General features: G+C 63.0%; 19 protein-coding genes, 1 tRNA gene and 2 pseudogenes. 10 read left to right on the top strand and 12 right to left on the bottom strand.

Translation table 11 applies throughout. From position 1 onward, the window contains the following. Positions 1–71 precede the first annotated feature (71 nt). Entirely contained in the window at positions 72–731 is a 660-nt protein-coding gene (locus tag C0Z19_RS26590; RefSeq protein ID WP_102612832.1) for an amino acid ABC transporter permease, read from the top strand. A 61-nt stretch (positions 732–792) separates the two neighbouring features. On the opposite strand, the gene lepB is transcribed toward C0Z19_RS26590, so the two are convergent. The 3 genes from lepB to C0Z19_RS26575 all read right to left on the bottom strand — a co-directional run bounded on the left by lepB (position 793) and on the right by C0Z19_RS26575 (position 3,535). Continuing rightward, the gene (gene lepB / locus C0Z19_RS26585; RefSeq protein ID WP_102612831.1) at positions 793–1,488 is read right to left on the bottom strand and encodes a signal peptidase I; all 696 of its coding nucleotides are present in this window, start codon (positions 1,486–1,488) and stop codon (positions 793–795) included. A 102-nt stretch (positions 1,489–1,590) separates the two neighbouring features. Beyond that, positions 1,591–2,568 (bottom strand): Gfo/Idh/MocA family protein, encoded by a 978-nt coding sequence (locus C0Z19_RS26580; protein ID WP_102612840.1) that lies wholly within the window; start codon positions 2,566–2,568, stop codon positions 1,591–1,593. 250 nt (positions 2,569–2,818) lie between these two features. Continuing rightward, positions 2,819–3,535, bottom strand: coding sequence for a FadR/GntR family transcriptional regulator (locus tag C0Z19_RS26575; RefSeq protein WP_102612830.1), 717 nt, complete (start codon positions 3,533–3,535; stop codon positions 2,819–2,821). A 972-nt stretch (positions 3,536–4,507) separates the two neighbouring features. Here C0Z19_RS26575 and C0Z19_RS26570 point away from each other — a divergent pair. Further along, positions 4,508–5,242 (top strand): Crp/Fnr family transcriptional regulator, encoded by a 735-nt coding sequence (locus C0Z19_RS26570; protein WP_102612839.1) that lies wholly within the window; start codon positions 4,508–4,510, stop codon positions 5,240–5,242. 85 nt (positions 5,243–5,327) lie between these two features. On the opposite strand, the gene C0Z19_RS26565 is transcribed toward C0Z19_RS26570, so the two are convergent. The 3 genes from C0Z19_RS26565 to C0Z19_RS26555 form a co-directional block, all read right to left on the bottom strand. Then, complete coding sequence (locus C0Z19_RS26565; RefSeq protein WP_102612829.1) at positions 5,328–5,564, bottom strand: hypothetical protein; 237 nt, start codon at positions 5,562–5,564, stop codon at positions 5,328–5,330. 250 nt (positions 5,565–5,814) lie between these two features. Further along, positions 5,815–6,513, bottom strand: coding sequence for a ribose-5-phosphate isomerase RpiA (gene rpiA, locus C0Z19_RS26560; RefSeq protein WP_102612828.1), 699 nt, complete (start codon positions 6,511–6,513; stop codon positions 5,815–5,817). A 98-nt stretch (positions 6,514–6,611) separates the two neighbouring features. After that, complete coding sequence (locus C0Z19_RS26555) at positions 6,612–7,472, bottom strand: IclR family transcriptional regulator (RefSeq protein WP_233196298.1); 861 nt, start codon at positions 7,470–7,472, stop codon at positions 6,612–6,614. Between the two features lie 325 nt (positions 7,473–7,797). Between C0Z19_RS26555 and C0Z19_RS26550 the strand changes: the two genes are divergently transcribed. From C0Z19_RS26550 to C0Z19_RS26520, 7 genes are all read left to right on the top strand, one after another. Further along, a complete protein-coding gene (locus C0Z19_RS26550) occupies positions 7,798–8,886 on the top strand; it encodes an ABC transporter ATP-binding protein (RefSeq protein WP_102612826.1) in 1,089 nt (362 codons plus the stop codon). Positions 8,887–8,974: 88 nt separating this feature from the next. Further along, a complete protein-coding gene (locus C0Z19_RS26545) occupies positions 8,975–9,805 on the top strand; it encodes an ABC transporter permease (RefSeq protein WP_233196297.1) in 831 nt (276 codons plus the stop codon). Positions 9,806–9,820: 15 nt separating this feature from the next. Next, complete coding sequence (locus C0Z19_RS26540) at positions 9,821–10,615, top strand: ABC transporter permease (RefSeq protein ID WP_102612824.1); 795 nt, start codon at positions 9,821–9,823, stop codon at positions 10,613–10,615. A 55-nt stretch (positions 10,616–10,670) separates the two neighbouring features. Beyond that, a complete protein-coding gene (locus C0Z19_RS26535) occupies positions 10,671–10,997 on the top strand; it encodes a (2Fe-2S)-binding protein (protein WP_102612823.1) in 327 nt (108 codons plus the stop codon). Beyond that, positions 10,994–12,493: an FAD/NAD(P)-dependent oxidoreductase gene (locus tag C0Z19_RS26530; protein ID WP_233196296.1), complete on the top strand. Its 1,500-nt coding sequence runs from the start codon at positions 10,994–10,996 to the stop codon at positions 12,491–12,493. Before C0Z19_RS26535 ends, C0Z19_RS26530 begins: the two co-directional genes overlap by 4 nt. Beyond that, positions 12,486–13,604, top strand: a complete 1,119-nt coding sequence (locus tag C0Z19_RS26525; RefSeq protein ID WP_102612821.1) for an NAD(P)/FAD-dependent oxidoreductase — start codon at positions 12,486–12,488, stop codon at positions 13,602–13,604. Before C0Z19_RS26530 ends, C0Z19_RS26525 begins: the two co-directional genes overlap by 8 nt. Before the next feature lie 28 nt (positions 13,605–13,632). Beyond that, positions 13,633–14,682, top strand: a complete 1,050-nt coding sequence (locus C0Z19_RS26520) for an ABC transporter substrate-binding protein (RefSeq protein ID WP_102612820.1) — start codon at positions 13,633–13,635, stop codon at positions 14,680–14,682. 64 nt (positions 14,683–14,746) lie between these two features. On the opposite strand, the gene rlmB is transcribed toward C0Z19_RS26520, so the two are convergent. Both rlmB and rnr read right to left on the bottom strand, forming a co-directional pair. Then, positions 14,747–15,490, bottom strand: coding sequence for a 23S rRNA (guanosine(2251)-2'-O)-methyltransferase RlmB (rlmB, locus tag C0Z19_RS26515; RefSeq protein ID WP_102612819.1), 744 nt, complete (start codon positions 15,488–15,490; stop codon positions 14,747–14,749). Positions 15,491–15,634: 144 nt separating this feature from the next. Further along, positions 15,635–18,109: a ribonuclease R gene (gene rnr, locus C0Z19_RS26510; protein ID WP_102612818.1), complete on the bottom strand. Its 2,475-nt coding sequence runs from the start codon at positions 18,107–18,109 to the stop codon at positions 15,635–15,637. 253 nt (positions 18,110–18,362) lie between these two features. Here rnr and C0Z19_RS26505 point away from each other — a divergent pair. Then, positions 18,363–18,447: transfer RNA gene (locus C0Z19_RS26505), tRNA-Leu, on the top strand. Between the two features lie 287 nt (positions 18,448–18,734). Here C0Z19_RS26505 and C0Z19_RS28825 read toward each other — a convergent pair. The 4 genes and pseudogenes from C0Z19_RS28825 to C0Z19_RS26485 all read right to left on the bottom strand — a co-directional run. After that, positions 18,735–18,893: pseudogene (locus tag C0Z19_RS28825) on the bottom strand (PAAR domain-containing protein); the annotation flags it as partial. 123 nt (positions 18,894–19,016) lie between these two features. After that, a pseudogene (locus C0Z19_RS26495) lies at positions 19,017–19,262 on the bottom strand (RHS repeat-associated core domain-containing protein); the annotation flags it as partial. 15 nt (positions 19,263–19,277) lie between these two features. After that, a complete protein-coding gene (locus C0Z19_RS26490) occupies positions 19,278–19,682 on the bottom strand; it encodes a hypothetical protein (protein ID WP_102612816.1) in 405 nt (134 codons plus the stop codon). Further along, a partial coding sequence (locus tag C0Z19_RS26485; protein ID WP_146012156.1) for an RHS repeat-associated core domain-containing protein occupies positions 19,679–23,568 on the bottom strand: 3,890 nt, incomplete at its 5' end. The genes C0Z19_RS26485 and C0Z19_RS26490, both read right to left, overlap by 4 nt.

Here is a 23,568-nt window from a genome sequence, read left to right as displayed (position 1 = left end):
GCGCGTATATCATGTGCGCTCTTGCATCATGACCGTGCGGCCAACGCGTTAGCCGTCGCTACCAAAAAAACATGTCCACCACCACGCTGCTCGTCCAATCGTTGCCCGTGCTTGCGCAGGGCGCAGTCTTGACGGTCAAGTTCGCTGTGCTGTCGATGATCTTCGGGCTCGTCGCAGCCGTCGTCCTCGCCCTGATGGGGATCAGCCACAGCAAACCGCTCAACTGGGCTGCGCGGGCGTACGTCAGCTTGATGCGCGGCACACCTTTGCTCGTGCAGATTTTCGTCGTCTATTACGGACTGCCGAGCGTCGGGATCTCGCTCGATCCGACGCCGGCCGGTGTCATCGCCCTGTCGGCGAACGTTGCCGCTTATCTTTCGGAAAGCATGCGCGGCGCGATCAACGGCATTCATCGCGGCCAATGGCTGGCCGCGTACAGCCTCGGGCTTTCGCGCCGCCAGACGCTGCGCTACGTGATCGGGCCGCAAGCGCTTCGCATCGCCGTCCCGAGCCTGTCGAACAGTCTGATCAGCCTCATCAAAGACACTTCGCTCGTCTCGGTGATCACGGTCACCGAGCTATTGCGCAGCGCACAGGAGATCATCGCCTCGACCTATCAACCGCTGCCGCTCTATCTCGCCGCAGCGGCGATCTACTGGGTGCTGTGTCAGGTGCTTGAATGGGTGCAGCACCGCTACGAGCGACGTCTCGCGTTGCCCACGCGCCATTGATCCGGCGCGGGCGCGCGATGGCGGCGCAGCGCCGGCACCGCCCGCCCCTCGCATTGCCCGCTCAATTCGCGGCAAGCGGTCGATCGAGCGCGGCACCGAAGCGGCTTAAGCGAGGCATATAAAGATGCGTGGGATCGAGCGAAAACGCGACGTTGCGCGTACGTCCCATGACTTCGTTGCGCGGGATGAAACCGAAGTAGCGTGAATCGGCGCTGTCGTCGCGGTTGTCGCCGAGCATCAGGTATTCACCCGCCGGCACGGTCACCGGCCCGAACGATGCCACCGGGCTTGGCGCTGTTTCCGATAAACGCACGACGTGCGAGACGCCATCGAATCGCTCCATCAGATAACGCGCGTCGCCAGGCGCTGCGTCGTGCATCGGCGGCGTGGCGAGCGCCCGATAGTCGGCGCGCACGCCGTTCACGTAGAGCACGTTGTCGCGCAACGCCACCGTATCGCCAGGCACGCCAACCACTCGCTTGACGAGCAGTTCGTGGGCAGCCGCGGAATCGATCGTGACGATATCGCCGCGCTGAGGATCGCCCAGATGTGCGATGGCGATATGCGTCAGCGGCACGCGCAGGTCATACGCCATCTTGTCGACGAAGATGCGGTCGCCAATGCGGATCGTCGGCAACATCGAGCCCGTCGGGACGACATTCCAATCGGCAATCGCGCTTCGAAACAGCACCATCAGAAACAGAAACGCCACGAGATTCTTGTTGGCACGCCACAGATTGGCGAGATGCTTGGACATACGAGCCGCTCCTTTGTGAACGAATCCTGAACGTCACGCCGCGAACGAAGGCAAATGCGAACGCAAACGCAAACGAGACGCGAAATCGTAACACTGCCGCCGTTATTCGCCCAGGAACTTCAACCCGAGCGCCGCCCGTGCGGCGTCGGTCATCGAGATCATCTGCAGCGATTTCGCGTGCGTCATGATAGGGCTTTCGAGCATGCCGTCGCGGATGAGCCCGCAAAAGTGCGCCGTCTCGTAGTTCAGGCCGCCACCTTCGAAAGGCTCGTTCAGTTCGACCGAACGGCCATCGACGTAGCTGACCGTCGCGCGCACCGGGTTCCACCATTTTTCGTGGATCGTGACGTGCCCCGCGGGGCCCGCAAGTAACGCGTCGCCCTTGCCGTCAAGGTCCAACCCGCAAAAGAGCTGAGCGATGCCGGCCTCGTGCCGGCTATGGACGCTCGCGAACGTGTCGACGCCCGACGAGCCGAGGCGGCCGAACGTTTGCACGTCCACCGGTGCGCCGAGCCAGTCCACAGCGAGAAACATTTCGTAGATGCCGATGTCGAGCAATGCACCGCCGCCTTGCTCCAACGAGAACGACGGATGGTCGGGCGGCACGTTGGCCACTGAGCACCCGGCCCGCACGAGGCCCACGGGTCCGATCGGTTCGTTCGATAGATGCTCGCGCAACTTGCGATAGAGCGGGAAAAACGGCGGTTTCATCGCCTCCATGAAGAGCCGCCGCGAAGCGCGAGCCGTCTCCAACACCGCTTCGAGTTGCTGCCGGTTCAACGTCGCGGGCTTTTCGCAGAGTACGTGCTTGCCCGCCGCAAGGGCCGCGCGTGCGTAGTCGGCATGGCTATCGTTGAGCGTGGCGATATAGACGGCATCGACGTCGCTCGTCAACAGATCTTCGAAGTGCGTGCATGCCTCGCCGCCGAATCGATGCACGAACGCATCCACTGTTTCCGCGCGGCGCGACCAGACGCGCGCGATCCGCGCATCGCTCACGTGCGCAAGCCCCTGTGCAAAACGTCGCGCAATCTGGCCCGCGCCCACAATGCCCCACTTGATTTTTCCCAACGCGTTCATCGTCGCTTCCCCTGCGTATGTATCGAGGCCGAATCGATCGAATGCCTGCATCGGCCCCTCCGATAACTCGTCAGGATAAGACGCGCTGCGCGGCAATGCGTTCTGTGCGGATTCGATGGGGGTGTGAGCGTGCGAGGCCCGGCAGGTCGTGCGCCGCGACACAAACGTATCAATGGCGCGTGCGAATTGCAAAAAAAGAAAGACCGGCGCGTGATTGCCGCCAGCCTTGCATGCGATGCAACGCACACCGCTACCTGCGATTGGGCATCTCCACCGAGAACTCGCGGCTGATCTCGTCGGCGGCGAAGTCGATGACGGCGAGCGCGGCCGTTTCGGCTTCTTTCGGATCGCGACGCTCGATGGCTTCGACAAGCCGCTCGTGCGTGCGCACCGAAATTTCCCACGCCCCGGGCTTTTGACTGAGCATTGGATGCGTCGCTGTCAGCGCGCCGCGAATGATGGCCGCCATCTGCTGAAAGAACTGATTGCCGCTCGCATGGACGATGCGTGTATGCAACAGTTCGTCGGCTGCCTGGTAGCCGGCGTCGGCAGGTGCGAGCGACTTGAACACTTCGAATGCCTCGCGAATCGCGGAGACCTCCGCCACGCTCGCTCGCGACGCGGCTTGCGCCGCCGCACGCGGTTCGATCAGCATGCGAAATTCGATCACGTCGCGCATGAATTGCGGGTCGGGCTTGGCGCGGAAACGCCAATTCACGACGTCCTCGTCGATCATGCGCCAGTCGCGCATCGGACGGATGCGTGTGCCGACCTTCGGCCTGACGTCGAGCATATCGCGCGCAAGCAGCATTGAAAGCGCTTCGCGCATGACCGTGCGGCTCACGTCGAACTCTTTCGACAGCACGTCTTGCGGCGGCAGAATCGCGCCGTATTTTTCTTCGACGATGCCGCTAACGAGCCCATCCATCACCTTGCTCACCAGCGAACGGTCTTTGCCCTGCTCCATAACTCCCCCCGATGCGCCGTCCGACGCTTCTTTGCCTGATTCATTGCGCACCCCACTGATCCGCAAGCGGTAAGCGATACGGTGCGTTGTTCACGGGCGGCGCGCCATTGGGAAACGCCTGAACAGGGTTATCCCTCTGATGAAACGGATGCAGGCCGCACCCGCCTCTTTGCACACCGGGCCTGCGCGCGAACGCGCTCTGTTTTATTTCGGACGCCTACATAATTTCGCGGCAGCGCCATCGATCGACTGTAGCGCCCCACGCCTCGTGTTCATTTGATTTCGGGCAAATCGTTTCGTTGTCCGAAGCAACGTACGACGAATCGCCATGGCTGCACGGTACTTCTCGCGCAACGGTATTACCGTTCGCCATCGCACTCAGTCAGAGGGGTTGCCTCGCCATCGGGGTAACTACTCAGGGCGAGGCCGATTCGGGGCTGTCTCAACTCTGAGTCATTTACGACATCCCGGCATTTGCGTGCAACGCATCTGAAACAAATCGGCGAGCCCGCCGTGGCTGCGCTTGCACGGCGCTCTTCACGCACGGCCCAGGCTTCGCGCCATCGCGCCGTCAAAACATCGAACGCCAACGCAATCAACAACTTAGACGGACCAATCGAAAGTAATTCGAAAGGAGCCGGGGGTGGCGCGCGACTGTGCAGTTTTGAAACAAAAAGTGAAGTTCGCACCTGACGCGCACCCAGCAACAGAAAAAGACGGCCGTCAAGGTTCGGTGCAACAACGCTTGGCATGATCCTCGCTGAATTGCCGCACAACCGAGCGCTTCCGCACAGAGCGAAAACGCCGCGGCCAGGGAGAAAGGCCAAACGACGCCGCGACGCGAGCATCGACCCGACGACGAGTGACGCTTCATGTTGCGCTTCACTCATCGTCGCGATGCAAACGATCGCCGGCCCAGCAACGAACAACCGCCAAGCACATGCACAAGCGGCACGCAAACGAGGACCGACCATGTTGACGCTACAATCCGACCTCCACGGCAATCACCTTCTGGGCGCGCTGCCGTCGCACGAATGGCAGGCGCTGACGCCGCATCTCGAGTTGGTTCATTTGCGCACGGAGCAATTGCTTTGCGATTGCGGCCACAAAATCCATCACGTTTATTTTCCGACGACGGCCATCATCTCGATCCTGTCGATGATGGAAGACGGCGGCTCGGTCGAGCTCGCCGCCGTAGGCCGCGAAGGCATGACGGGCGTGCAGGTGCTGACCGGCGGCGAAACGATGCCGAGCCGCGTGCAGGTGCAATGCTCGGGCTTCGCTTATCGCATGAGCGCACAGCAGCTCAAGCAGGAAATTGCACGTTCGGATCTGCTGCGTCGGTTGATGCTGCTCTACATGCAAGCGCTTCTGACGCAGGTTGCGCAGACCGCGGCGTGCAATCGTCATCACTCGCTCAGCAAGCAGTTGTGCCGCTGGCTGTTGATCGAAATCGATCGCGCCGCGACCAATGAGCTGGCGGTCACGCAGCAGTTGATCGCGGATATGCTGGGCGTGCGGCGCGAAGGCATTACCGAAGCCGCCGGCAAGCTGCACGATCAAGGACTGATCCATCACAGCCGCGGGCACATCAAGGTGCTCGATCGCCAGGGACTCGAGTCACGCGCGTGCGAGTGCTACGGCCTCGTGAAGCGCGAGTTCGACCGGCTGCTGCCCAGTCTTCATCAGACAAATACCGTGGGCTGAGGCGCGCTGAGTTCGCAGCGTGCGGCACCGCATGGGGCGCAGCACGCTAAGCCCTCCGCCTGTCGAACGCGTATGGGTGGGGGCTTTACCGGATGTTCGATTCGATTCTGATTCGCGCCTGAACTTCGTATAGCGCCGCCAGCATGGCGAGGTGTGCGCGCTCGTCGGCGGCTTCCTGTTCGGTCATTCCGCCGCAGGCCTGTCCACCGACGACGATGCCCAGGCCAAGCGCATAGTTGCCGGCGAACGCTGTAGGTTCCTCTTGCTCATCCCTGAGCCGCGAATAGGCCGTATCGAGAGCCTGCCGAAGTTCGCGTTGCATAATCGTCCAATCCTTTAAACCGTGTAATGCGTGCGCCGGCCGACTTTCGTCCTCCAACCGGTGACCGGTGAGCACCGCGCTCGCGAATGAACCGGGCTCCGATCGACGCCGCAAGCCCCCTCGCAAGCAAGCAAAGCTCACGCCCGCGTGCAAAAAAGACCGCCCCCGATCGGCCCGCCGCATCGGATTGCGGCGGCGGACCGAGCCGGAGCCGGGCTACATCGGTAATACGGTAAAAAAGGTCCAGGCTTTAGCGATGCGTGTCGTAGTCGATCGTTTCGACGCCGCTCTCCGTACCAAGCAAGCAAAAATCTGCGCCGCGACTCGCGAACAGGCCCACGGTCACGACCCCGGGCCAGGCGTTGACAGCAACCTCGAACGCACGCGGATCGTCGATCCTCAGATTCTTGACGTCGAGAATCTCGTTGCCGTTATCGGTGATGTAAGGCGCGCCATCGTTCGTCACACGCAACACAGGCACGCCGCCGACTGCCGTCAGACGCCGCCCGATCGCCGTACGTGCCATCGGCACGACTTCGACCGGCAGCGGGAAACCGCCCAGCACAGGCACACGCTTCGAGGCATCGGCGATGCAGACGAAGATTTCGGCGACCGAGGCGACGATCTTTTCGCGCGTCAGTGCGCCGCCGCCGCCTTTGATCATCGCGCCGGTCGGATCGATTTCATCGGCGCCGTCGACATAAACCGGCAGCGACTCGATCTCGTTGAGATCGAACACCTTGATGCCATGCTGCTCCAGCCGCGCCGTGGTCGCGACGGAACTCGACACGGCGCCGCGGTAGCGCCGCTTGTGCGGCGCAAGCGCATCGATGAAACAATTGGCCGTCGAGCCGGTACCGACGCCGATGACGGCGCCGTCGGCAACGTTGGAGAGGACATAGTCGGCGGCGGCTTGGCCGACTAATCGCTTGAGTTCGTCTTGTGTCATGGAGCGCGGTAAATGCGGGCGAAAGGCGTAAGTTTATCGGAGTTGCGCGGGCTCATCCGCGAAAGGCCGAATGCAGGCTGCGTCGCGATCGACGCGTCTCATGCAACGCGCTCGTCATCCGTCATACCAAGAAGGCCGTGCGCGGGACGCCGCTTGAGTGCGACGTCGAACGGATTGGTCAGCGGGCCGATGGCCTCGGCTTGCCGGCGCAGCAACTCGACCACCATCGGCAAGCGGTCGTCGCCGAGCCGCGACGCCAACGTGCCGACGCTCAACGCCGCCACCGCCGTGCCGGTTCGATCGAGAATCGGCACGGCCACGCCGGCCATACCTTCGAGCACGCCGGAGTTGCGCGCGGCATAGCCGAGCCCGCGCACGCGTTCGATTTCGGTGCGCAGGTAGACTTCGTCGAGCATGCCGTAGCCGCGAATGCGCGGCACGTTGAAACGAATGATCTCCTCACGTTCGGCCTCGGGCAGAAACGCAAGGATCGCGAGGCTGCCTTGTCCGACACCGAGTGCGATGCGGCCGCCCACATCGTTCGTGAACGAGCGGATCGGGAACGGGCCTTCGCAAAGGTCGAGGCACACTGCGTCGAAACCGCTTTTGGCCAGCAGGAAGATCGTTTCGCCAAGACTCGCGCAAAGCCGCAACAGAGCGGGCCGGCATAAACTGCGCATGCCGCCGGGGTTGCCTGCCTGTGCCGCCAGCGCGAAGAAGTCGACGCCGAGCCGGTACAGCTTCGAGCGCTCATCCTGCTCGACGATGCCCTCCGCAATGAGCGCGCGCAGGATCCGGTGCGTCGTGCCCTGCGTCAAGCCCACCGCTTTCGCGAGTTGCGTCACGCGTGCGCCGCTGGCCTGCATGGCCGCCAGCGAGCGCAACAGCGCAAAGGCGCGCGGCAACATGCCGACGTTGGGCGCATCGATGCCACCGGTTTCACCGCTTGCCGTGCCCATATTGCGCTGCGTTTCCTTGCCACCCATATGCCAATCCCGTTTTTTCGCTCATCGAAACGGTTCTCTCTCTGCCGTTCGTCGGCGAAGTATCGCAGCTTTCCACAGCATGCGCGCCAAGATACCGCTTTTTTAAGGGCAAACCCTCAGCACATGCGGTGAAACAGAAACGTTCGCCTCGCCTTGATTATTCCGTTCGATGGAATCTTTTTGATTTTCCTATCGATGAGCGGAATTCTAAATTGACTCGCGTTATATGGCTCGACAGAATCGGCTCTGCCTAGATGCCCCCGCTTTATCGGGGTGCTCGCCTCACAGGAGCCGGACCATGTCGTTCCTCACGCTTGCCGACGTTTCGAAGTCGTTCGGCAATTTGCATGCGGTCGCCGATTTGAATTTGTCGGTAGAAAAAGGCGAATTCGTTTCCCTGCTCGGCCCGTCGGGCTGCGGCAAGACGACCACGCTGCAGATGATCGCCGGCTTCGTGCAAGCGACGAGCGGCCGCATCGTGCTCGACGGCCGAGACATCACGGACATGAAGCCGAATCAACGCGGCCTCGGCATCGTGTTCCAAAGCTACGCACTGTTTCCTCACATGACGGTCGCGCAAAACGTGCGTTTCGGCCTGGAGATGCGGCGCGTCGGTAAAGCCGAGAGCGATGAGCGCGTACGCGAGGCGCTCGCACTCGTGCGCCTCGAATCGCTGGCAGGCCGTTTCCCACGCGAGTTGTCGGGCGGGCAGCGGCAACGCGTCGCCCTTGCGCGTGCGATCGTGATCGCACCGCCCGTGCTGCTGCTCGACGAGCCGATGTCGAACCTCGACGCGAAGCTGCGCGAAGAGATGCAGTTCGAGCTGCGCGCCATCCAGCGACGGATCGGCACGACGACGATCATGGTCACGCACGATCAGTCCGAGGCGCTGTCGATCAGCGATCGCGTCGTCGTCATGGAAGCGGGCCGCATCACGCAGGTCGACTCGCCCTACCGCGCCTATGAGCGCCCCGAGAATCGCTTCGTCTCCGAATTCATCGGCAAAGCCAATCTGTTCTCGGGCACGGTTGTCGCCGCCGACGGCGCACGGGTGCAGGTGGACGTCGGTACTGATCGCATCGAAATCGGTCACGGCCCGCATCTCCAGCAGCGCGATGTGCCGGCCGTGGGCGAAGCCGTGACGGTGTGTATCCGCCCGGAGAAAGTGCGCCTCGATGCGACGGGCGGCGGCCGCTTGCCTGCCACGGTGACCAGCCGCTTCTTCCTCGGCAGTCAATGGCTCTATCGCGTCGATTGCAGGCTCGGCGAAGTGCTCGTCTGTTGCCAGAACGAAGGCGACGAGCCGCTCGCCGAAGGCGAAAGCGTCGGCATCGATTGGAAGAGCGAAGCGGTGCGGTTCGTCGCGAGGGAGGCACGCCATGCGTGACGCCACGCTCGAAGCGGGGACCGCTCGCCCGGTCGATCATCCGGTGGCGGCGCACCCCCTCCCGACGCCCTGGCGTGCTCACTTGCCGATGTGGCTGCTCGGCGCGCCCGCATTCGCGCTCTTCGCCGCGCTGCTGCTGGCCCCGCTGGCGATGACGCTCGTGTTGACGTTCTACCGATTCGATCCGTCAAGCGGGCCCATCGCCGCATTTCAGTTCGGCAACTACGTCAACGTACTGGGTTCTCCTTACTACCAGACAATCTTCTTGCGCACGTTTGGCATAGCGGCCATCACGACGATTCTGTGCGTGGCGATCGGCGCGCCGGAGGCCTATGTGCTGTCGAAAATGCGCGATCCGTGGCGCTCGGCGTTCTTGCTCGTGATCCTCGCGCCGCTGCTCGTCTCGGTGGTCGTGCGCGCGTTCGGATGGAGCATGCTGCTCGGCACGGCAGGCATCGTCAACCAACTGTTCGGCGCCTTCGGTATGGGTCCGTTCAAACTCGAATACACGACGTTCGCGATCGTCATCGCGCTCGTTCATGTAATGCTGCCGTTCATGGTGATTCCGGTTTGGACGGCGTTGCAAAAGCTCGACCCGCAAACGGAACACGCCGCCCTGTCGCTGATGGCATCGCCGGCCACGACGCTGCGTCGTATCGTGCTGCCGCAGATCATGCCGGGCATCCTATCCGGCAGTTTGATGGTGTTCGGGCTGTCGGCCAGTGCGTTCGCGATTCCGGGGCTGCTCGGCGGACGACGACTGAAAGTCGCCGCCACGGCCGTCTACGACGAATTTCTCGGCTCGCTGAACTGGCCGCTCGGAGCGACGATCGCCTTGCTGCTGCTCGCCGCCAATCTCATCATCATGCTCACTTATTACCGCATGCTGGAGCGCCGTTACGGCCGCAGCATGGGTTGAGCGAAGGAATTCGACATGCGACGCAATGGCCCCTTCGCCCTCGCCTTCCACACGCTCGTCATCGCGTTCGTGTTGGCCCCGCTCGTTATTGTCGTGCTCGTTGCGTTCACGCCCGACGACACGCTGACGCTGCCGACGCACGGCCTGTCGCTGCGGTGGTTTCGCGCGATCATGAACTACCCCGATTTCATCACGGCGTTCTTCACGAGCGTCAAGCTCGCGTTTCTCTCTGCAACGCTTTCGCTCGTCATCGCGCTGCCTGCCGGACTCGCGATCGCGCGGGCCAGGTTTCCCGGCCGCGATTTTCTGAATGCGCTGTTGCTCTCCCCGCTCGTCATTCCGGGCCTCGTGCTCGGCATCGCCCTGCTGCGCTTTTTTGCGTCGATCGGCGCCACCGGGTCGTTCGTTTGGCTCGTGCTCGCGCATACGATCATCGTGACGCCGTTCGTGATGCGGCTCGTGCTCGCGGCTGCAACGGGGCTGGACCGCAGCGTCGAGCACGCAGCTCAATCGCTCGGCGCGAGCAGTTGGACGACGTTTCAACGCGTGACGCTGCCGATGATCGTGCCGGGCATCACGGGCGGCTGGCTGCTCGCGTTCATCAACAGTTTCGACGAACTCACGATGTCGATCTTCGTCACGTCGCCGCAAACGGTCACGTTGCCGGTCCGCATGTACATGTATGCGACCGAATCGATCGATCCGATGATGGCGTCGGTGTCGACGCTCGTCATCGTGGTGACGGCCGCGGCCATGTTGCTGCTCGATCGCGCCTACGGCTTGAATCGCATCCTGATCGGCCAACATTGACGATTGCGCCCGATCGAAGCATGGCTTAAAGACAAGGTATTTAGGACAACTTAATATGTCGACCCCCTCCGCGCAGCTCGTTCGCCTGGCCGAAGCCGATCGCGCACCGGTGTTCTTCACGCTCGATGGTGTGCCTGTGAGCGCGCTAGAAGGCGATACCGTGCTGACCGCCATCCTGACCCAACGGCTTGCGCTGCGCGTCTCCGATTTCAGCGGCGAGCCGCGCGCGGGCTTTTGCCTGATCGGCGCTTGTCAGGATTGTTGGATCCGCACCGAAGACGGACAACGGCTGCGCGCATGCTCCACCGCGATAGAAAGCGGCATGCGTTTGCTGTCGATTGCATGCGCGTCGAATGGTCGGGATGGGAAGCAGGCGCAATGACGCGGCCGCCCGAAATCGTGATCGTCGGCGCCGGCCCCGCGGGCGTGCGCGCGGCAGAAGCGCTCGTCGAAGCGGGCATGCGCCCGAGCGTGATCGACGAAAACGCGCGCTGGGGCGGGCAGATCTACCGCCAGCAGCCGGATGGCGCCGGCTTTCAGCGCGACGCACGTGCGCTTTACGGCTTCGAGGCGCGCAAGGCCGCGGCGCTCCACGAGACGATGACGCGCCTGCTGCCGCATGTCGACTATCGGCCGCAGACGCTCGCGTGGGCCTGCGAGATGACGCCTCGCACAGACGACGGCATCATCGGCCATCTCGCGACACTGCGCGACATGCGAGAGCAACCGCTTGCGTTCACGCATCTGATCATCGCGAGCGGCGCGACCGATCGCGTGCTGCCGGTACCGGGATGGACCTTGCCGGGCGTCTATACGCTCGGTGCAGCGCAAACCGCGCTGAAGTCCCAAGGCTGCGCGATCGGACGGCGCATCGTGTTCGCCGGCACGGGGCCGCTGCTCTATCTCGTGGCCTATCAATATGCGAAGGCCGGCGCTCACGTCGTGGCGGTGCTCGATACGAACGGCATCGGCACGCAGGTCCAGGCGCTGCCCAAGCTGGCCGCCCAGCCTGCCGTGCTCGCCAAAGGGCTGTATTACGTCGGTTGGCTGCGCGCACACGGGATTCCGATCGAGCGTGGCGTATCGCTCGAACGCGTCCACGGCGAAGGCCGCGTCACCGGCATCGTCTGGCGGTCGGCATCGAATGCGGCCCATGCGGAAGGCACCGTGCGCACGCTCGATTGCGACGCCCTCGGAGTAGGCTTCGGCCTGAGGCCGGAAACGCAGTTGGCCGATGTCGCCGGTTGCCGCTTTCGCTACGATCCGCTCAATCATTGTTGGCTGCCCGAGCGCGACGAAGCGGGCCGCACGTCGATTCCCGGCGTTTATGTCGCCGGGGACGGCGCCGGCATCGCGGGCGCCGATGCGGCCGAACTTTCGGGACGCCTTGCTGCATTCGCTCTGCTCGATGATTCGGAGTCCGAACCATCGACCTCATCGATACAGGGGGCCGGGACATCGAACGCCCGCGTCAACGCTGCGACGGGCGAGCGCCGGGCGCTGCGACGCATAGCGACCTTTCGCGAAGGGATCGAAGCGGCATTTCCCGCGCCGTACGCCAACGCACGTGCGTGGCCCGACGCCATGACCGTCTGCCGTTGCGAAGAAATCAACGCGGGCACAATTCGCCGTTGCGTGCGCTCCGGCGCGGCCAGTGAGATCAACCGCGTCAAGGCGTTGACACGCGTCGGCATGGGGCGCTGCCAGGGGCGCATGTGCGCAGAAGCAACGCTCGCCCTGTTGGCCGACGAAACGGGGCTTTCTCCCGAGGCGCTCGGGCGCTTGCGCGCGCAAGCGCCGATCAAGCCGATTCCGCTGGCTGCGGCGCTGTGCGACGTGCATGTCGCACCGGTACCGGAGGACGCGCGCGATGAGTAGCCTCACGCGTCACTATGACGTCGCGATTGCCGGCGGCGGGCTCGTCGGTTCGTCGGCTGCGTTGGCGCTTGCGCGGCGCGGCAAGCGCGTGCTGCTGATCGAGCGCCGCTATTGCGGTGCACAGGCAAGCGGCGTGAACTACGGCGGCGTGCGTTGTCAGGGCCGGCCGGCCGAGCAGTTGCCGCTGGCCATGCGCGCGCGGCGCATCTGGGACCGACTCGGCGACACGATCGGCGTCGACGGCGAATTCGTCGTCTCCGGCCATTTGCGATTGGCGCGCAGCGAAGCCGATCTCGCAGGCCTCGAGGCCTACGCGCAGGTCGCTGCGCAACACGGCTTGCCGTTGCAGCTGATGTCGGGCGCATCGTTCCGACGCCGCTATCCGTGGCTCGGCGCCGCGGCGGTGGGCGGCTCGCTGTGCGCGACGGACGGCCATGCGAATCCGCGGCTCGTGTCGCCGGCATTTGCACGCGCGGCCCGTGAGGCCGGCGCGCAGGTGCGCGAGCTCACGGCCCTGGAAAAAGCCGATTACGACGGTGCGCGCTTCGTGCTGCAAGCCGGCGACGAGACATACGAAGCCGACTGGCTCATCAATGCAGCCGGCGCATGGGCCGGCACACTGGCACAGCGCTTCGGCGACCTCGTGCCGATGACGCCGATCTATCCGAACATGTGGGTGACCGAGCCGCTGCCGCTCTTTCTGGAACACAACCTCGGCGTGTTCGGCGGCGGCCTCTACGCACGCCAGGTGGCGCGCGGCAATTGCGTGATCGGCGGCGGACGCGGCCATGGCGACGGCGACTTCGCGCAACCCTCATCCGACACGACACGCGCCGTCATGCGCGATGCTTGCGCACTACTGCCTGCGCTGCGCGACGCCTTGCTGATACGGACATGGAGCGGCGTTGAAGGCTGCACGCCCGATCACAACCCGATCATCGGCGCGAGCCGCAAAGTACCGCATTTGCTGCATGCATTCGGTTTTTCCGGCGGCGGGTTTCTGCTCGCGCCGGGTGTCGGCGAGGTGCTCGCCGACCTCGTGATCGACGGCGCCACGGCCACACCGCTCGATGCGTTCGACGTCAATCGTTTCTCGGCTGTTCCCGCATGACGCTTCGCCTTTTCATTAGGAGACCTGAATGAATACTTTCCGTACCCTCTCGGCCGCGGCGATCTTAGCCGGCGCGCTTTCAGCCGCGATGCCCGCATGGTCACAGTCGAAGACCATTTATATCGGCATGAACGGCGGCCCGATGGAGAAGGCCTATACATCGCAGGTGCTGCCAATGTTCGAAAAGGCGAACGACACGAAAGTCGTTGTCGTGCCGGGCACGTCGTCCGACATTCTTGCGAAGCTGCTGGCCAACCGCGACCATCCGCAGGTTCACGTCGCCTTTCTCGACGATGGCGTGATGGCGCGTGCGGTGAGCCTTGGCGTCTGCGAGAAGCTCGACGATTCCGCCGAGCTCAAGCAGCTTTACCCGTTCGCGCGAATGAAGGACGACATCGGCGCCGGCGTGCAACTGGGCATGACGGGCATCGCCTACAACAAGAAGCTGTTCGCGGAAAAAGGCTGGGCGCCGCCCACCTCATGGCTCGACTTCGCCGATCCGAAATACAAAGGCAAAGTCGTCTTTCAATCGGCGTCGAGCAGCACCTTCGGCTTACACGGCTTTCTGGCGATGAATCGCCTTTGGGGTGGCAGCGAGCAAAACGTCGAGCCTGCGTTCACGAAGTGGGCGAACACGGTCGGGCCGAATGTCGTCGAGTACATTCCGAACTCGGCGAAGATCTCGGAGATGGTGCAAACGGGCGAAGCCGGGCTGTTCCCGCTGACGCCGACCGGCGTCGCCGACTTGCAGGACAAGGGCTTGCCCGTCGCTTACGTGAGTCCCAAGGAAGGTCCTGTGCTGCTGCTCGTCGATGTGTGCGTCGTCAAGAACAACCCGGACGACAAGCTCGCGCAAAAGCTCGCGCAATTCCTGCTGTCCGCGCCCGCTCAAGAGAAAGCCGCGGACGCCGGCAAGCAGATCCCGACGAACCGCCAGGCGAAGATGCCGGCCTCGATGCAGCAAAGCCTTGGCAATGTCGACGAGCTCGTTCATAAAGTCACTGTCGTCGACTGGAATGCGATCAACGCGCATCGCGCACAGTGGGACACGCGTTGGAATCAGCAGATCGAGCGTTGAGCGCACGGCACGCCGCGCGCGAGGCACGCGCGCGCACACGAGCGCTGGCGCCCGCTTCAGGGCGTTAGCGCGCGGCTGCGCGCTGCCTCACCGCTTCGAACAGGCACACGCCGCTTGCCACGGATACATTCAGACTTTCGACCGTGCCGACCATCGGGATGCGCATGACTTCATCGCACGTATCGCGGGTGAGGCGGCGCATACCCTCTCCTTCCGCACCCATGACGATCGCAACGGGGCCGTCGAGCTTCGTGTCGTAGAGCGTCGCTTGCGCGTCGCCGGCCGTGCCCACCACCCAGACGCCCGCATCCTTCAGCTCGCGCAGCGCGCGGGCAAGATTGGTCACCGTGATGTAGGGCACCGTATCGGCCGCGCCGCTCGCGACTTTCGCCGCCGTCGCATTCAGGCCGACCGCGCGATCGCGCGGTGCGATGACGGCATGAGCACCGGCCCCGTCGGCCACGCGCAGGCATGCGCCCAGATTGTGAGGATCGGTCACACCGTCGAGCACGAGCAACAGGGCGGGTCCACTGATCCCATCGAGCAATTCCGCGAGGTTCTGTGCAAGCGGCAAGTCCGTTGCGCGCGCAACGACGCCCTGGTGGCGTTCGGTGTGGGCGAGGCCCCACAGCCGCGTCTCGTCCGCTGCGATCAAACGCACGCCTGCTTCCTTCGCCGTGTGCAGGAAGTCCTGCATGCGACGATCTTTTCGCGTCGCGTCGTAAAACACTTCCTCGACCGTGGACGCATCGTGACGCAAGCGCGCGGTGACCGCATGAAATCCGTATAAAACTTTTAGACGTGCCATAGCAGAATGAAATCGGTGTTGCTTCGTGCCCAAAAGGCGAAGGCACAGCGACGGGTCAGGCCCACGCTGTGCCGATGAGAGTCAAGCGTCGCGCGGCGCAGATCGACCTGCGCCCGGACATTGCGCTGTCCGCGCGGGCGGCCGTCAGCCCTTCTTGCGACTGCGGGCTTTAGGTTCCGCCTTCTGCGCCGGGTTGCGCTTCTTGGCGGCCTGCGAACGTGCGGCGCGCGCATCGACGACGGCGGCCGACTTTCCGGGCGCGGCCCTCTTGTGCCGCGGCGCGGCCTCGGTCGCCGCGAGCGTACGCACGCGCGGCCCGCGTCCGGGCGCTTCCGGTTCGCCGACGGGCCGCACGCCTGCGCCCCCACGCGTCGCGGGCGCGGGCGCGGGCTTGATGACTGCCTCGCGCACGAGCCGGAAATCGATCTTGCGGGCGTCGAGATCGACGCGGCTGACTTGCACGCGCACACGATCGGAGAGCCGGTAACGGATGCCAGTACGCTCGCCGCGCAACTCGTTCTTGATTTCGTCGTATTGGAAGTAGTCGGAGCCGAGCTCCGTGACATGCACGAGGCCTTCGATAAACAACGCATCGAGCTGCACGAAGATGCCGAACGACGTGACGCCGCTCACCATGCCGCCGTACTCCTCGCCCAGCTTGTCGCGCATGAAATAGCACTTGAGCCACGTCTCGACATCGCGCGAAGCTTCGTCGGCGCGCCGTTCGTTGGCCGAGCAATGAAGCCCGAGCTCTTCCCAAATGGCCGTGTTCTCTCTTGCGCGCGGCCGCGTTTCTTCATCGGCCTGCTGCAATGCGCGGGCGCGCGGCGACAGCGCCGTATTGAGTACGACGCCGCCCGGCGCTTCGGGGCGATACTTCCTGCCCGACAGAACCGCGTAAATGGCGCGGTGCGTGAGCAAGTCCGGATAGCGGCGAATCGGGCTCGTGAAATGCGCGTAGGCATCATAGGCAAGCCCGAAGTGCCCGATATTGTCGGGACTGTAGACGGCTTGCTGCATCGAGCGCAGCAGCATCGTCTGCAACATCTGTGCGTCGGGCCGATCGCGGATCTGCGCCATCAGCGCCGCGTAATCGCTGGCGTGGGGCGTATTGCCACCGCCGAGTGTCAATCCCATGCCGCGCAGGAACGTCCGCAGATTTTCGAGCTTCTCGGCCGTCGGGCCCGCGTGAACGCGGTAGAGACCGGGATGCTTGTTGCGCTTCATGAAGTCGGCGGCGCAAACGTTCGCCGCGAGCATGCACTCCTCGATCAGCTTGTGCGCCTCGTTGCGCTGGCGCGGCAGGATCTGCTCGATCTTGCCCTGCGCGTTGCAGACGATGTACGTCTCGGTTGTTTCGAAGTCGATTGCGCCGCGCTTCTGGCGCGCGGCGAACAACGACTTGTAGACGCCGTACAGATTTTGCAGTTGCGGGACGATGGCCGCGCGGCGCGCCGCCTCGGGGCCTTTCGTATTCGTCAGCACGGCGGCGACCTCGGTATAGGTCAGTCGCGCTGCCGAATGCATGACGCCGGGATAGAACTGATAAGCCTTGATTTCGCCGCGTGCGGTGATCAGCATGTCGCAGACGAGCACGCAGCGATCAACCTCGGGATTGAGCGAGCACAACCCGTTTGACAGCTTTTCCGGCAGCATCGGAATGACGCGACGCGGGAAATAGACGGACGTGCTGCGCTCGATCGCGTCGGTATCGAGCGACGTATCGGGTCGCACATAGTGCGACACGTCGGCAATGGCGACAATGAGCCGGAAACCGTCGCCGCGGCCGACTTTGGTCGGCTCGCAATAGACGGCATCGTCGAAATCACGCGCATCTTCGCCGTCGATCGTCACGAGCGGTACGTCGCGCAGATCGACGCGATGTCGCATATCGACGAGACGCACTTCGTCGGGCAGAGCGGCTGCTTCCGCGAGGGCGGGGTCGCTGAACTCGTGTGGCACGCCGTACTTGCGCACTGCGATTTCGATTTCCATTCCGGGATCATCGATATCGCCGAGCACTTCCGCGACGCGGCCGAGCGGCTGCGAGTGTCGACTAGGAAAATCGGTGAGTTCGACGACGACGATCTGCCCGACCTTGGCCTTCTTCGTGTTCTGGCTGATGAGAATGTCGTGCCCGATGCGCTTGTCTTCGGGCGCGACGATCAATGCGCCGTTCTCATTGAGCAGACGGCCGATGACGCGTTTATTGGCGCGCTCCGTCACTTCGACGACATGGCCTTCGGGGCGGCCGCGCCGATCGTAGCCGACGATACGTGCGAGAACGCGATCGCCGTGCATGACCTTTTGCATTTCGGCGTTCGGCAGGAACAGATCGTCTTGCCCGTCGTCGCGAATGATGAAGCCGAAGCCATCACGGTGGCCTTGCACGCGGCCGGCGACGAAGTTCGACGGGTGCGTGAGCTGATAGCCCCGCTTGTCGAGGCGGATCTGGCCGTCGCGTTCCATTGCACCAAGGCGCTTGAAGAAACCTTCGCGTTCCTGGCGCTTGATGGATAGTGTCTCGGCAATGTCGTTGGCGGCGAGCGGCGTTTCGCTCGTGCGCAGCACGCCGAGGATTTCCTCGCGGCTCGGGATCGGGTACGGATATTTGCTCAAGGGGCGCTTGTCGATGATTTTTCTCGGCTCTGTACGTCTGACGGCACGTCTGACATGGCAATGCGCGTCATTCTAACACCCGCCCATGGCGGGGCGGATGGGCGCATGGGCCTGCCTCCGACGGCTTGGCGACTGGGGGTTCGGCCCACGTGAAATGGGGTTCGATGGTGTGGGAACGGGTTGATTGCATTAAATGCTTGACAGCAAGCCATATGCCGTTACAATAGCGGTCTTTGTTGCACGACGCACACCTGCCCAGGTGGCGGAATTGGTAGACGCACTAGTTTCAGGTACTAGCGGGTAACTCCGTGGAGGTTCGAGTCCTCTCCTGGGCACCAAATTCGAAAGGTCAGCTTTAGCTGGCCTTTTTCATTTCTTCGCCCAGGAAGCAAAGTGCCTGCGCACTTTGCGTGGGGACACGGATTGCCGCGCGCCTCCCGCAAGGTCGATCGCGCTGTGCCGAATCTATCTCATTGCGCCCGATCTGCTCGATCGAGACGGCACCGTGAATCGTGAATTGGTGTTGGGCGGCTGGCCGGGAGGCTGCCGACGCAAGGACGCGTCAGTTCCCTCGTGAGATCGCAAGCGGACGAACGAAATCCTCGCTAGGGGCATAACTGCATCGTCATTCGCTCGCTAGAAATCCTTGCTGATTGGCGATCAGCAAGGCACCGCACGCGGTCTTCATACCGTCCAGGGCCACGCCCCGCCCATCTATCATGTACTGGCTCGAACCTTGGACGATCGCAAAGCTACCTTTGCATTGCGGGCATGAGACCATGTGGCCTACACCTGCGCGGGCCTACCATCCAGATTCGAAGTGGCGAATCCATCAAGGACAGTGCCGCCATGATCCGTGGCGTCGCCTTTGCGTACAATGGGCTTCATAGAGATAAGTGCTTCAGTTGCTATAACAAATCAGGTTCCACCCGCCCTTCAAGCCAATCGGATCTTGGTTCACATACCGTCCCACCTGCGGATCGTAATACCGGAACCGGTTGTAACTGAGCCCACTCTCGCGATCGAAGTACTGTCCCGGGAATACCGAATGTCCCTTCCGGGTCGACTGGGCTAGCAGGATTGCCGCACACGTATGCGCATCCGCTGATGCCACCTTCCAACCCGATTGGGTCACTTTGAGTATACCGGCCATCGATGGATCGTAGCATTACGCGACTTGAAACTGAGCCTCTTTGCACACCCACGGCCGATAGGCACATACAAAGAATACGTACCTGTTTTCTGGCGTAAGGGTCAGGTTGTCGGCGTCCAGCTTTCGAATGAATTGAATCCTGGTTGCCGACACGACAACGCGACTACCTTGCTGCAATGTTGCAGCTACCAACGTACCAGTAACCAAGTCAAGTGCGCCGTACTTGAACCCTGCTGCCATATACCAATGTAACCCAGCCACCAGCAACAAACAAAAGGCTGCGCAACCAAAGAAGGTGGTTCCCGTCGCGTCGCCGCCGATGCTCATGTAAAGCAAGGTATTCCAAAGGGCATAGAGGCCCAAGGCGAAGGCCCCCGTTCCCAACGCCGCGAATACCTTCCAACGTGAATCGAAGCTCATTTGCAGCCACACTTTGCATCGCTCGCGCCCATCCGATTTCCGGCAAGGCCGACGGCGGCAGAAAGCCCCGACCCAGGAAGTCCGGCGACGGCTCGCTGCACCACTTGACTACCCACAGAGCCAGCAAACTTAGTACCCCAAGCTCCTGAAGAGACCACGCCTCCAAGTGCGCCACCGAGTGCGGAACCAGCAATTGCCCCCCCGTTGACCCCAGTGAAACAGGGATCGCCAACACCTTGCATCTGCCCCACGGTGTTGCCAATTGCACCAGTCGCGGCGCGCAAAGCCGCTTGCCCAGGGATTGATGCGCCAATCCATGCGCCGGTCCCCCCCACGAATGCCCCTGATGCTGTGCCGAACAAGCCTCCTCGCCAAACATTCCCGCCTGTAGCCGCCGCGCCCAACCCACCACTGATGCCCCCGATGATTCCTCCAGCGATAGCACCCGGTATGCCGAACTGCCCCGTTGGGTCAACCAAGCTGGTTGGATTGCCCTCGACGTATGCGTAAAGGTTCACGCCGCCCGTCAACCCAATCGGATCTTGATTCATGTACCGTCCCACCTGCGGATCGTAATACCGGAACCGGTTATAACTGAGCCCGCTCTCGTGATCGAAGTACTGTCCCGGAAAACGGATGGGGTTGTCGACCTCCGCAACGAGCTCGTGCCGTGTGCGGCCGTAGCCCTCAAAATCCGCGGCCCACACGACGTTCCGGGTGTCGTCGACCAGTTCCTGCGGCGTGCCGAGGTGATCGTTCAGGTAGTGATAATGCTTCCCACCCGACACTTGCGACAGCGGTCCTTGATGGTCGGGGTGGGCAACGTAGGTCACAGCAGCGTCTTCGCAGGCCATCGCACCAGCATGCACCTCCTGCAGCATCCAGTCACCGTCCCACACGAACAGCGTCATGCGTTGCTGCTGCCCGACTGGCGCATGGAGCTTTGCGATCCGCCGCCCCACCGCGTCGTATCGATACTCCGTGCGGCTGCCATCCGCATGCTCGATACCGACGAGTTGATGCGCGCCATCGTAGCGATAGCGCGTCACCTGCGCCGCCGAGAGTATCGTACGCGCCTCAGGCGCCTCCTGCCGCGACAACAGCCGGTCGAGCATGCCCGATGGTTTCGCGACGAGCACATCCGACGCAGTCTGCTTGGTTTGCTCGGTCCGGTTGCCATGTCCGTCGTAGACAAATCTCAATAGCATCCGCGTCGCCGCGTTCGCGTCAACGAACCGCATCAGGCGATCGCCGCTCGCGTTCGGAGCGTTGGGTGAGACGGTTGCCGCCGAAACACCGTCCCCCACCATCCGGGCCAGCAGGTTACCCGCCGGGTCGTAGCGATACGTCTCGCTCGTCACGTCTGAAACCGCTTCCCCGCTGCTTTGGCGCGCGACGCCAACCAGCTGCGCGAGCGGGTCGTAGCGGTACTGCTTCTCGCCACGCCAAGCATCTTTCAGACTGACGAGTTGCGCTGCGGGGTCGTACTCCCACGCTCGCCACGGCCGCGGCTCCGCGCGCGGTTGGCCGCGCTCGTCGAGATCCTGCAGTCGTTGGGATGCGATCTGCCCCGCCTCGGTGTATGCCAGAAGCTGCGCGATCGAGCCCTGCGTATTGAGGATCGTGCGGTGCAGTGCTTCGCGCTCAAAGCTCCCTAGCGACACGCCATCGAGCAGGATGCCGTGAACATGGCCGCTGCCGTAGCGCTGCCAAGCCAGGGTGCCCGCGCCGGGGACGTGCATCTCGCTGCGATTGCCCAGCGCGTCTAACTGGTGCTGGAGCCGCCATACTCGCCCGTGATGCGCCTGAATTTCAGCCATGCGTCGCCCGGCGGCATCGTACTCGTACGTGATTTGAGACGCCTCGCCCGCGGGTGGCTGATGACGCGCCTGCATGGGCAGCCCGCGCGCGTCGTAAGCGAACGTGGTCAACGTACCGTCGCCGAACCGCTGCTCAATCAAGTTGCCGCGGTTGTCGTAGCGCAGCGTCGCAGCCAGCTGTCCATCCAGGCCATAGTCGATTCGCTCGACCATTTCGCCCGCGGCGTTATAGCGGAACTGCTGGCGCCGGCCATCGAAGCCGATCTGCTCGGCAATGCCTCCACGTGCATCGTAAGCCAAGGTACAGCGCTCCCCTTTCGGATTGATCAGGACCATCAACCTGCCGAGACCGTCGTATTCGAAGCGCTGGGTTCCGCCAGCGGCGTCGGTCACGCCAAGCGGTTGATCGTACGCATCCCACTCTACCTGCCGGACGCGCCCGAGCGGATCGGTATGGGCAACCGCTCGCCCTGCGTCGTCGTATGCGATCTGCCAACGTCCCAATCCAGCCGGTTCAATCATCGTAGGCTGTCCCGCTGCATTTAGACGCGTCTTGCTGGTTTGCCCGAGGGCGTTGGTCTGACTGATTTGCCGACCGAAGTCATCGTAGGCATAGTGCGTCGTGAACCCCGAGCAGTCGGTGTGCGCAACCAGGAGACCCGCGTCGTTCCATTGCAGGCGGGTGACGTTGCCTAACGCGTCGGTGCGAGCAACGGGGAGCCCCTTGTCGAATTCGGTCGACGTCGTGTTTCCGAGCGGGTCGATTTCCTTGATCAGTTGCCCCTGCCCGTCGTATTCGCGCTGCCAGATCTGGCCGGCCGGATCGGTGATGCGCGTAGGCAGGTTCTGGTCGTTGTACTCGATCCGCGTCAGATAGCCGGCTGCGTCACGGATCGCAATGGGATTGCCGCGTTCGTCGCTGACGATTTGCGTCTTGCGCCCCAGCGCATCGACGCGCGCCGAGACATTTCCCTTATCGTCGAACTCGGTGCTCTCCGTGCTGCCGTCCGGGTGAATGATCTGGTCGATCGCCCATAGTCCGTTGTAACGGTACGTGGTCGCGTTGCCCAGTGCATCCGTGACTCGCGTCCTCTGCGTCGCCGGCAAATACTCGAACCGCGTCTCGCGCGTCACAATGGGCTTGCCGTCCTCGTCTGGCGTGTAGCCATAAGTGCGCACACAGCGCGCGGACGGTGTATCTCCCTGCCACTCAGACACGAACGTGGCACCAGCAGGCGTCTCGTAGCTTGTGAGCAGGTGCTGGTGGTACGCGTATCGCCACACTCGTCCACCCTGATCGAGCGCTTGCACCAGATCGCCATGCTCGTCGTACTGGTAGGCTGCGAGCCTGGCTTTCGAATCGCCCCGCTCGTCCAGCAGATGCACCTCGATCACGCGACCTTGGTCGTCGTGTCGGCATGCCACCGTATGCACGTTGTTCCTGACCTGATGCAGACTACCAACTGACGTGTACGTGAACGCCAGCCATTGGCCGTCGCGAGTTTCATACCGATGCAGTAGCCACTGATCCGGCGCTTGTGGATGCAGTGCGTAGGTCTCAACAATCCCGTCCGGGAACCGTACCGCATAGGCAGGTTGCCCCTCGCGATCCTGAAGTCGAACAAGTGTGTACTTCTCCAGCGGATGAAAGTGCTCTTGCCCCACTTCGAGCAATGGAAAGTTTAATCGGCGGCCGTCGTAGTCGATATAGATAAGCCTGCGCGTGCCGTCCGGTGCCGTCTCTAACCGCACCTCTGTCGCGTATTGCAGCTTCCACGCTACGCCCAGGCTCCCGACTCGCTGATCGGCGCTGCGGTACCGGCGGTTCCACTGGATCGGCAGCCGCCCCGGCAATGCAAAGTCGTCATGCGTCAGCAGCTTTTGGCCGGTGGCGACATCAACTGGATAGGCGCTGGTCGTCTTCTTTGCGCATTCCGCGCAGTCCGCCTCGGTGACGGGCGACAAGCTGTTCGCGCTCCCACTGCTTTGCGTGACCGGACCGTCCAGATAGATCGCGGTGCCCTTCAGGTGAATGCCCGCCGCGTCGATCGTGATCGTCCCGCCCG

This window comes from Trinickia soli (genome assembly GCF_002879855.1).
Lineage (GTDB): Bacteria > Pseudomonadota > Gammaproteobacteria > Burkholderiales > Burkholderiaceae > Trinickia > Trinickia soli.
Note: the sequence above shows the minus strand (reverse complement) of the source record. Positions and strands in the feature narration are given on the sequence as shown.